A 9,786-nucleotide genomic window follows, 5' to 3' on the forward strand; every position below is an offset into this window, starting at 1 on the left:
GTTTAGTTCTTTTCTTTTTGGGCAGCAGTGGTTCAATTAAAGCCCACTCGCTGTCTGTCAAGCTACTTGAGTATGGCATTTTCTATCCATTATACTCTCTCACAAAGATCCGCTTAGGGGTTCTATAATCACCCCTGGAAAAAGGAATGAATTTGAGGGTAAATGCTATCAAAAAGGGTTAACATGGTTGTTAGACCGCAGTGGTACGGGTACGGGTAAAAGCCATGATGCAGGTAATTTAGCTCCCTATCTAGGTATCGATCCTTGAGTATCAACTAAAACAGCAGTTTGTGGGGGTAAAGATTGAGAAGTTGACGGCTTTTGATTTGACTCCTGACGCTGCTACTAGGAGCGATCGCGACACAAGAAAGGCCATTGAATTGGCCATGCGTTGGGAGAGAATGGGCCAGAAGGTGACTCAGGAGGGATTAGCTCAGGAGATGGGATGTAGTCAAAGTTGGGTAAGTAAGATTTTTAAGAGGTTGTGTCCTGAAGGGGGGTATAAGCAGACAATTAAATTATTCCACTCCCTTAATAATCTATTTTTAAGGAAGTGGAATAATTCTGATAATCCCATGGATGGGTTATCTGATGAAGTGAGGTGGATAGCTGAGACTTATTTTCCAGCGTTGGTATCTGATTTGATTAATGGTGATGAACTACCGTCAGATTTGATTGAGATGGTGGACATAGCTAGGGAGGATTTTGGAGCTGATTTGTTCAAGTTGTTGGATATTGATACAGTTTTTGATTTTATTATGGGGTTGGTGGGGCAACTGCCTGGGGATTTGAGGCAGTTGTTTGAGGATATTCTTGGACCACCACCAGATTTTGCTTCTGGGTGACTAGATTTTATAGCAAAAATTAACCTACTTTGGGAGTAGGCAGGGCGGAGCTATGGTCTAATCATCGCTATACCAAGCGGGTTCATTGTAGTGGCGCATACGAGTGGTTTTTTTTGTAGAGATGACGTGTTCTGATTCATCACCTACAACTTCATTCATTTGGTTTTCTTCAATTTGGTCTAATATCTGGGCATATTTAATGCCTAATTTAGAGTATCCTGAGTTCCATAATTTCCACTCATCATAAGTTTTATAGGGTCTGTCTTCTACAATTTTTCTACACTCATCCAGTGTAGAACATCCTTTAGCACCAGGAAAAGAACGATGCCTGACTCTAGGATACCATTTCCCATTTTTCTTATATGCTGTAGCTTCATAGGACTTGGGAGCTTTCATGATTAAAGCTGCTTCATTACCTTTTTTAGAAGTAAAATATACATATCCTTCTCCTGTAGTCCAAGCTTTCCAGTTATCTGAGGCTAAAATATCATCGCAGCGTTTTTTTAAGTATAAGAAAGTGCATTTATCTTTGGCATCGTAGTCGCCAATCCACTTTAAGACTTCATCTGAACTCATCCCTAATTCTTTTAATTGTTTCCGAGTATAATAAACGTCTCGATTTATTACTTTTTTTCCCATATTATTTACCTCCAAAATATAATGCGATAGCACAGGCCATTAGGTTTAACTAGCTACTAATAGTATCATCCATCCTATCAAAAATAGGAATTGTTCTATTTTATACTATTTATATAGTGTAACAAAAAATCTAAGAACTAATCAAATAAAAGTGAAGATGTCTTTACCATTCTAGACATGGATGGCACCATTCGTAAATCTAAGTATACTTCATATTGACATTAACTATTTATAATTTTAATTGATAATTTAGTAGTAGATATATCCTGAAACAGTGGACTATTAATTGTTAATTACCTAATTGATATTGTAGGACCTTCTCTCCTAAAGCTGTCTCTAAAAAATTGTAACATATACCACTTTAAAATGTTATAATTATAGTGGACAGCAGACAAATAAAGATGGCAGTCAATATAAAATCCGTACATCACTATTTGACATTATTAATAATTAATTAGGAGAAAAACTACTATGAAATTTGTTAGTCCTAAGATAGATTATGCTTTTAAAAAAATCTTCGGTTCACAACAAAGTCAAGATATCTTAATTAGCTTTCTCAATGCCATAATTTATGGGGGGAAAAAAATTATTCAGTCTTTGACAATTGTTAATCCTTTTAATCCTGGTCAATTGCTCAGTTTAAAAGATACATATTTAGATGTCAAAGCTGTTTTAGTAGATGGTTCTGTTGTAGTGATTGAAATGCAGGTTGCTAGAATGGCTGGTTTTAATAAACGAGTAGCTTATAACCTAGCTAAAGCTTATGCAAATCAATTAGAAACAGGAGAAGATTATCTCTTACTTAATCCAGCTATAGGGGTAACAATTACGGATTTTATTTTGTTTGAAAATAATGAGGATGTTATTAATAAGTTTGTCTTTCAACAAGAGACTAAAAAAATTAAATTTCTGGAAAAAGAGTTACAACTATTTTTTGTAGAATTACCCAAGTTTAAGAAAAATTTGTCTGAGTTACATAGTTTAAGTGATAAGTGGATTTATTTTCTCAAAGGTGCTAGCCGTTTAGATGAGATACCGGAGAATTTAAGAGAAGTTTCGGAAATAGAAAAGGCTTTAAATATTGCTAATAAAATTAACATGACAGCGGAAGAGTTAGACATAGTTGAGCGTCGAGGAATAGCAATGCAAGATGAAAGAGGACGGATAACTTATGCGGAACAACAAGGGGAACAAAGAGGGGAACAAAAAGGCCAACAAAAAGGGAGAGCGCAATTAATAATACGTCAACTTAAAAAGCGTTTTGGAGAAGTTCCAGAGGCAATAATTAGTCAAATTGAGGATTTATCAGTTGCAGATTTGGATAATTTAGGGGAAGATTTTTTAGACTTCAATAATTTGGAAGATTTGTTGAGTTGGTTGCAGGAACGATCTTGAACCACAGTAGGGATATTTCAGCGCTCTTCGATCGCACACGCCAAAACCAAACTTCTTGTATCCCAGGTTGTTGATAGAACTAGAGATATTACTAGAATTGTTTTTTGTATGAACGATCGCTCATACTCAGCTTCTACCCCAGCAAGTATAAATGGCTGGGGTGGATAAAAAGTTTGACTCAAGTATCTCCTACCTCTTATTATCAGAAAATCTGATCGAAGGCGTTGGTTGAGACCTATATTTTTTTGTGAGCGTCCCTAAGTCGTTGCGCATATTTTTCAGCTTGTAGTTCTTCTTGAAAAAAAGCTACAGGTACTCGAGTTGTTAGAATAGTGTCTGAATCATCATAATTTTGAAAAAATACAGCATAAACACGATCATCTGTATCAAAAACAGTATTAATGCTAACAAAACCTAGTAGATTTGCAAAAGTATCAATCTCATCTGGTGGATAATCTAAGTTATGCTGCATTAAATATTCTTTTTGATCGTACTTGTCAAAAACCCCCACAGTGAATGTTCCTACCTCTTTTCCAATATTACGTTGATTTTTTATATCTCTTCCAAAATTAGGATCTAACTGTTTTCTACGTTTTGCTTCACCCATACAAATTACTCCTAAATGTATTGCGAACGCTCTCCACAAAACCTGATATTTTTAATAGGAATTGTTATAGTTATACTATTTATATAGTATAACAAAAAAATCTAAGAACTAATCAAGGTGGAGTCAAAGCTGGCCATAAATTATTTGATGATTGTATTAAAGAGCAGCAAATTACTTTAGATATATTTCCAGAAATATCGAAAATACTTTTTTGCCTTTTGATGGAAATCAATTAGCGGTAGTTTATCCTAGCTTTTGTTCGAGTTTGATAATGTGAGGAAAAATCAAAAAAGGAGAGCTTGAGTATGGTATCTATTCCAGACCTAGAAAAAAATTTAGCAAAAATGCAGCAGCTCCTTAATGCTGCACAAAACGAAGTACAAAAGAAAACTTTTCAAGATATTATTGATAATTTAACTAAACAATTAGAACAGGAAAAATCTAAATTAAATCCGACTAAAGCGGAGGGTTTAAAAGTAGATAAACCTTCAGAGAAAGAGAAAACATTTCAATCAAGTCAGCAGTCCAAAACTGAAACTAAAAAACAGACAGAATCAAACCCTAAATCTGAATCTCAAAAAGTAGCTACTTCAGAAGTTAAAGAAGAAGAAAAATTAGAAAATAAAGAAGAAGAAAGCCTACCACCTAAACAAGATTATGCTTTCCAAGGTATAGGAACTTTATATGGCAAAATAGTCAAACGATATGAGGATAATGATGCTTACTACAATCTAATTTCAGAAGGTAAAACTTATGAATTAATTTATAATAGCCCAAAGGTAAAAGAGTTTCTCAGGCTAGACTACAATCCTGACAAAGATAGGTATGTAACTGTTTATCCTTACCTCACACATTTCCCTAACAAAAATACTCCCCCCAAACTAGGTTTTACAATAATTGCAGCCAATGATAATCCTCATTTAGATTTAAAGGTTAATGAGTTTAAACTATCAGGTTTGTGGCAGTTTATAGGGGTTTGTAAATGTCCTGTAATTTCTATTCATAGGAATAGAAAAGGAAAAGGCGATCGCGTCTCACGATTAAAGAAAAAATTTGATAATGAGAAACTAAATAAGAAATTAACTAGGGCAAATCACGTTCCTGTTCTGTGGAAAGATTCACCAGTTAAACCTTTTAGATTTAATCCTAAGTTAGAGAAAGATAAACAAGGTTCACGCTACTTTGTAGAAATTAAAGCTAAATTTTTACCTGGTAGAGAACAATGGGGATTTATGGAACTACTTGGAGAGCCGACACTAGATGTCCCTAAGTTTTATAAACCTGAGAAAATTTCTAATTCCCAAGTAGCATAATATCCTTTTCCCGACCGCAAATTGGGAAAACTTATCTCTACGAATGTGAAGTTCTCTCCCGTTAAATCGCCTGATTATAACGGGAGACCCCTTGCCGAATCTAGTAGTTGATTTTGGTTTGAATCCCCATACACTCATATTGCTGTCTCCAGCAATCCTTCTTTAACTTAACAAATTCCTGCTCGAAACGCTTTTGCAGCAGCAAGAGGACTTGGATTCTGAATACATTCGGTTAATAACTCAATGTTTAATTCAGGTAAAACTTTACTGTGATTAATGGCCTCATAACCAAAAGTTGCAGTGAATTGCTTTGAATCTTGTCGCAGATGGTAAATAGCAAGGCGATCGAATTGCCAAAACCAAACTTCTTGTATCCCAAGTTGTTGATAGAGAGCCAACTTATTAATTCCACCCGACGTGACAACGACTTCAATGGCCAAATCGGGGAATTCTTTATCTGTGCCAATACAATAACTCTCGTCTGGTTCGCCTCCCACAGACTGTTCAGATTTACTAAAAGTTGTGGAACCTGTGGGAAAGTATTCTGTGTTAGTTTCCAGAAAGTAAATTTCTAACAACGTTCCAATTCGGGTTTTTCCACTTTCATGCCGACGACTAGGGGCCACGATTTCCAAAACTCCATCTAAATAACTGATACGGTAGGAGGAGCTATCCCCCAAGACTGACAATAATGTTTCGTATTGTGACCAACTCACCGGATTAATGGTATGACGTTCTTCCGGGTCGTCAATCTGGAGACGTTCGGATAAGTCATTTAATAGAATCATAGTTTACTGAGCTATTGAAAAGAGTCTCTATTTTAACTCACGGGGTGACAAGCAAGCTTAATGGTATATCTAAAGAGATTATAGACTTTTTTGAAGGCTGATTGCGTATTAATTGCCTAAGTTCAAAAATGGTTGCTTAGGTTCTTTGTACTTCCGTTTTTTAGTGTCTATATTTCAATTATAGACATCAAATAGACAAGGAGAGACAAACTGATGTACACATCTAAAATTCTTATTAGCTATGGGTTACAGGGAAATGAAGAGAATTATGGAGACAATGTAATAGACTTCCATATAGACACAGCATTCACAATGTTTGAATGCCATCACGCAGCAATCGAGATTAGTTGAAAAATTTTATAAGGAGTACAAAAACAAATGACCTATACTTTAGGTTCCTCTGTGAAACCGAAAATTTCCTCTACTCGTCAGAGGCTTTCTACTGTTAGTTTTGAGGGCGTTGAGTCAATCACACAGCATGATTACGATCTCCAGAAGCAGCACAAAGAAGGTCAAATGCGCTCGCTTGATTTGCAGATTATGGATAATAACCTGCTGGCTAAATCTTGGGATGTAGCTGCTTCTGGTGAGAAAGTTAAGCAAAGGCAAATTAACTACAACATTGAAAGCACTAACACTGATATTGCTGATGTTAAACAGTTAATCGCAGATGTAAATTATGAGCAAGAGCAGACTCGCCTTTCTTTGTCTCAGGAAAAGCATTCTCAGCTCCAGGATAAATTGATGTTTGAGCAAGCGTCTTCTGTGCAAGAAAGAGAGATGATGACGATTCATGGTAACACTCGGCATCTGCAAATAGAGGAATCTAGGCTGAATCTTACTCAATTGGAAGTTAGTTTAAAATCTCGATATGCCACAGATTTTGATGTGTTGGATGCAATATTTATTGAAGATTCAACTGGTTTAACTTAGGAGATAAAAAATATGAAGTTTAACTTCATCCCGCTGGTTATTATCGTTAATTTCTTGGTTTTTTTGCTGTTTTTTGCTGCTTGTGTATTGACTATCAAGCTTGTTTTTAACTAGCTATCAGCTTTCAGCTATCAGCTCTCAGCTAAAAATCCGAGGGTATAAGTCTCCCACTATATTTAGAAAAAATTAGTGGTGTGTGTTAATGGGGGTTTGAATCCCCCATTATACACAGTGAAAAGCTGATTGCTGATTGCTGACTGCTGACTGCTACTTCAACCTTTAGTGGAATCTTTCGTTCTTTAGTTTTATAGGGGGTTGCTCCCCTATTTTTTTCTATTATGAAGTTCAAAATTGCAGTGGCAGGGATTATTGTTTCTACAGGAATATTCGTTTTTTCATCAATGAATGTGTACCTGGAGAAAAAGATTAAGTTAGTATTATTAGGTAGCTCTTTTTTGGGAATTATAGTCAGTACTTCTACCCAGGCAAATACTATTAATTCCTCTCAAGAAAAAATCGATAAAATTTCAAAAGAAGCTGATTTAGAATTAGCAAATTTACAGCAGCAAAATGAATACTTAATAAATTCTCTACAAAATAAAATTGTTGAAGCTACTCAAGAAAAGGATCTTAAAATATCTGAATTGGCTCAGAAGCTGGATGATTTAACTCGTGAGTTAAAAACCTGTGATGCTCGTTTAGAGAATGCTTCGATAGAAATTGCTAATAGGTATGAAGCCGAAATAGCAGTTATCAAACAACAATTAAATGATAAGTTTACCACTGAATTAAGTCAGGCGCTCGCTGTATCAGATGAGCTTAGGAATCAGTTAGACTTATCTCAGCATAAACTAGAGCAGTTTTATAGTAGAGAAAATAATATAATCGCTGAAGAAAGAAGGTTAGACGATCTAAAGAAACAGTTGAACTTGTACAAAGAACAACTGAAAATAAATCAAGAGAAATCTGCCTTGGAAGTAGAAAAAGCTTTATTGGCAGAAAAAGATAAATTTGATGAATTAGTAAGAACTAATGAGCTTTACAAGCATCAGCTTTTAAAATATCAAGATGCACTAAACTCTCTACAATCTGAGAATACTAATTTAAAGAATAGTAGTAAGCTAAGAATTGCTCATGGTGCAAGTTACGAAGCTTATCTCTCTCAAATAATTCAGAATACTTATTTAGAGAACGAAATTAATGTTTCCTTTGCTGAGTTTAATCGCTATGGAGATACTTTAGCTTTCAAATTTTACCTAGTAGATTCTACCAAAGCTTCTAAAGCTTTAAAGATTAATCATTCCTTGGAATTATCAACAGGTAAGTTTTGCAATACTGAGGTAAAAGGAGGATACTTGTTAGTAAAAACAGAGAATGAAAAATCTAGAGATGTTAATCCAATTATTGTCAGCTCCGGTACTACTAAAAAGCGTGATACTTGTTAGTTAGATGATACCTTTGTTAAATCTCACCACGACTTAATTATTGGCGCAACTGGTAGGGGAAAATCTACTTTAGTAGATAATATTGCTGCTTTAGCTAATATTCATTTTGGAGGGAACGCAGAAATCTTTGTAATTGACCCCAAATATCCTTATAGAACCCCTAAGCGGATCTTTTTTTTCGACAATCAGGCGATCGCCAATCTCTTAAGCAGCAGTCGAACAAAACAAAGATTGACCTTGGCTGTGGCATTTTCTATCGACTACAGCATTACCCTTATTTCGCTTTTAGCCCATGCACTGAGAGACAGACTTGCACTTTGTCTGAATCCTGGGACTATGGAGTCATACGGTATCCGCGTAGGAAGGAATTTAACCTCCATGAATATCAGAGTTACCAAAAAATGAGGGTATGTGCCTCCCCTTTTAAGGGGATGAAAAAAATATTTAGTTCAGTATTTCAAGCCTCCGACTTCAGTCGGAGGTTCACTGATAACTGATAACTGATAACTGATAACTGAAATGACCCTGGGTTCGAGGACTGGCTGAACGTAGCCACTAAAGACTACTTAGGCAAAACGAGTCGCACATAGGCAGTCAGGGGCTACACCTGCGTGTTTGGCAAGTATTGTTTTTTGTTTATTATTAACTTTAAGTTTGGTCTTGATTGATTGCATTTGAATTGGTAAGCCATGAAGAAAAGTCTTTGATAATACAGTCAAACTTTAATATATGAAAGAAAGCAAACAATCAGCATATTTTAAATATTTCTTGACATTTGTCTAACTTTGTCCAGTTATTCGGCTTCAGTAGTTAGCCCTTCTTCCTTCTTCCTTCTGCCTTCCTTATTAAGATGCACCCAAAAATTGAGCTTGTTGAATCCATTTTTGAACCAGATCGACAGTGGGACAAAGGTCACGTCTTTGCATAGTTGATACCTGTAATTTTAGGATTTGTTGATGCAATCTGTGGATAGGTATTTGAGCTAGTTGAGTAACTGAAGCAATACCAGCATGAAGCAGAAGTCCACAGTATTGACAGCCAATACTAGGAACTCTAGCTAAGTCTGCTAATGCCACCCATTTCTTGATATATTGAAGATGAATTTGTAGTTGATTTGCTAGGGTTAATTTTTGTTGGGGAGTTTGAGTTATTTCTAGTAGTTTTCTAGTAGTAGTAATGCCATATTCTATTAGTAATTCTTGATGTTGCTTACTTAAGCCTGGTAATTTTTCAATAGACCAGTTTTGAGATTTTGTTGATTGTTTTTTTTGTGTTATTTTCATGTTTATTTTTTCTATTTTTCAGCTTTGAGCAAATTATAAATGGCTCCTATACCTGATACCAATTACCAAAAATAATGCTATACTTTTGATTAATTCGGCATATCCAATTAACTAAGAGAAGAAACAGAGAATATAAAACAAAAATGCCTCTTAGTCTTAGCTTATAGGTAATTTACCAGACTTAATATTTTTCAGCTTTTGAGGGGTTTGACTATTGGAACTTAAACATTTTATGGTCGAAAAATGGCGCTCGTGTCAGTCTAGATCAAGAAATTACGTCAATGCCCTAAAAATGCCTATTCTATTTTGTGTAAGTCCCACTATATATATAGCAATCGTAAATCATTTGTAAAAAGTTAAAAAATAGATAAAAGCTTGAAACTTTTATCCCTGTCCCCTGACAGGAATGAATTACCGAAAAATTGGGTTTAAAGCCTCGCCCTTGTAGGGCGACTTTTTATTTTATTTGCAAGTGAATTGAATATATGCTATGGTATTATTAGTTGCCGGGGGGCACTCGGAAACTCTAAACGGACGT

10 protein-coding genes and 1 pseudogene are annotated in these 9,786 nt (G+C 35.4%); 6 read left to right on the forward strand and 5 right to left on the reverse strand.

Annotation, left to right across the window (positions count from 1 at the left end; all coding sequences use genetic code 11):
- The first annotated feature begins 290 nt into the window (after positions 1-290).
- Positions 291-845, forward strand: coding sequence for a helix-turn-helix transcriptional regulator (locus F6K23_RS39135; protein WP_293166398.1), 555 nt, complete (start codon positions 291-293; stop codon positions 843-845).
- A gap of 57 nt (positions 846-902) precedes the next feature.
- Here the strand turns inward: F6K23_RS39135 and F6K23_RS39140 are convergent, their stop codons facing one another.
- A complete protein-coding gene (locus F6K23_RS39140; protein WP_293166400.1) occupies positions 903-1,484 on the reverse strand; it encodes a hypothetical protein in 582 nt (193 codons plus the stop codon).
- Positions 1,485-1,955: 471 nt separating this feature from the next.
- Here F6K23_RS39140 and F6K23_RS39145 point away from each other — a divergent pair, with 471 nt between their 5' ends.
- Entirely contained in the window at positions 1,956-2,879 is a 924-nt protein-coding gene (locus tag F6K23_RS39145; RefSeq protein ID WP_293166402.1) for an Rpn family recombination-promoting nuclease/putative transposase, read from the forward strand.
- A gap of 17 nt (positions 2,880-2,896) precedes the next feature.
- On the opposite strand, the gene F6K23_RS39150 is transcribed toward F6K23_RS39145, so the two are convergent.
- On the reverse strand, positions 2,897-3,061 hold the full coding sequence (locus tag F6K23_RS39150) for a hypothetical protein (protein ID WP_293166404.1): 165 nt from the start codon (positions 3,059-3,061) through the stop codon (positions 2,897-2,899).
- 53 nt (positions 3,062-3,114) lie between these two features.
- On the reverse strand, positions 3,115-3,486 hold the full coding sequence (locus tag F6K23_RS39155; RefSeq protein WP_293166406.1) for a hypothetical protein: 372 nt from the start codon (positions 3,484-3,486) through the stop codon (positions 3,115-3,117).
- A 305-nt stretch (positions 3,487-3,791) separates the two neighbouring features.
- On the opposite strand from F6K23_RS39155, the gene F6K23_RS39160 reads away from it, so the two are divergent.
- A complete protein-coding gene (locus tag F6K23_RS39160; RefSeq protein WP_293166408.1) occupies positions 3,792-4,799 on the forward strand; it encodes a hypothetical protein in 1,008 nt (335 codons plus the stop codon).
- Between the two features lie 167 nt (positions 4,800-4,966).
- Here F6K23_RS39160 and F6K23_RS39165 read toward each other — a convergent pair whose 3' ends face one another.
- Positions 4,967-5,587, reverse strand: coding sequence for a Uma2 family endonuclease (locus F6K23_RS39165; RefSeq protein WP_293166410.1), 621 nt, complete (start codon positions 5,585-5,587; stop codon positions 4,967-4,969).
- A 378-nt stretch (positions 5,588-5,965) separates the two neighbouring features.
- Between F6K23_RS39165 and F6K23_RS39170 the strand changes: the two genes are divergently transcribed.
- From F6K23_RS39170 to F6K23_RS42640, 3 genes and pseudogenes are all read left to right on the forward strand, one after another.
- The gene (locus F6K23_RS39170; RefSeq protein WP_293166412.1) at positions 5,966-6,520 is read left to right on the forward strand and encodes a hypothetical protein; all 555 of its coding nucleotides are present in this window, start codon (positions 5,966-5,968) and stop codon (positions 6,518-6,520) included.
- 338 nt (positions 6,521-6,858) lie between these two features.
- Positions 6,859-7,965, forward strand: a complete 1,107-nt coding sequence (locus F6K23_RS39175; protein WP_293166414.1) for a hypothetical protein — start codon at positions 6,859-6,861, stop codon at positions 7,963-7,965.
- 33 nt (positions 7,966-7,998) lie between these two features.
- Positions 7,999-8,370: pseudogene (locus F6K23_RS42640) on the forward strand (hypothetical protein); the annotation flags it as partial.
- Positions 8,371-8,810: 440 nt separating this feature from the next.
- Here the strand turns inward: F6K23_RS42640 and F6K23_RS39180 are convergent.
- The gene (locus F6K23_RS39180) at positions 8,811-9,248 is read right to left on the reverse strand and encodes a DUF4332 domain-containing protein (RefSeq protein WP_293166416.1); all 438 of its coding nucleotides are present in this window, start codon (positions 9,246-9,248) and stop codon (positions 8,811-8,813) included.
- Between the last annotated feature and the right edge of the window lie 538 nt (positions 9,249-9,786).

Source organism: Okeania sp. SIO2C9, from assembly GCF_010672455.1.
Taxonomy (GTDB): Bacteria; Cyanobacteriota; Cyanobacteriia; order Cyanobacteriales; family Microcoleaceae; genus Okeania.

Excerpts from the sequence above, each read along its gene's own strand:
- F6K23_RS39140 (WP_293166400.1), bottom strand. The coding sequence starts at position 1,484 with ATGGGAAAAAAAGTAATAAATCGAGACGTTTATTATACTCGGAAACAA.
- F6K23_RS39145 (WP_293166402.1), top strand. The coding sequence starts at position 1,956 with ATGAAATTTGTTAGTCCTAAGATAGATTATGCTTTTAAAAAAATCTTC.
- F6K23_RS39155 (WP_293166406.1), bottom strand. The coding sequence starts at position 3,486 with ATGGGTGAAGCAAAACGTAGAAAACAGTTAGATCCTAATTTTGGAAGA.
- F6K23_RS39160 (WP_293166408.1), top strand. The coding sequence starts at position 3,792 with ATGGTATCTATTCCAGACCTAGAAAAAAATTTAGCAAAAATGCAGCAG.
- F6K23_RS39165 (WP_293166410.1), bottom strand. The coding sequence starts at position 5,587 with ATGATTCTATTAAATGACTTATCCGAACGTCTCCAGATTGACGACCCG.
- F6K23_RS39170 (WP_293166412.1), top strand. The coding sequence starts at position 5,966 with ATGACCTATACTTTAGGTTCCTCTGTGAAACCGAAAATTTCCTCTACT.
- F6K23_RS39175 (WP_293166414.1), top strand. The coding sequence starts at position 6,859 with ATGAAGTTCAAAATTGCAGTGGCAGGGATTATTGTTTCTACAGGAATA.
- F6K23_RS39180 (WP_293166416.1), bottom strand. The coding sequence starts at position 9,248 with ATGAAAATAACACAAAAAAAACAATCAACAAAATCTCAAAACTGGTCT.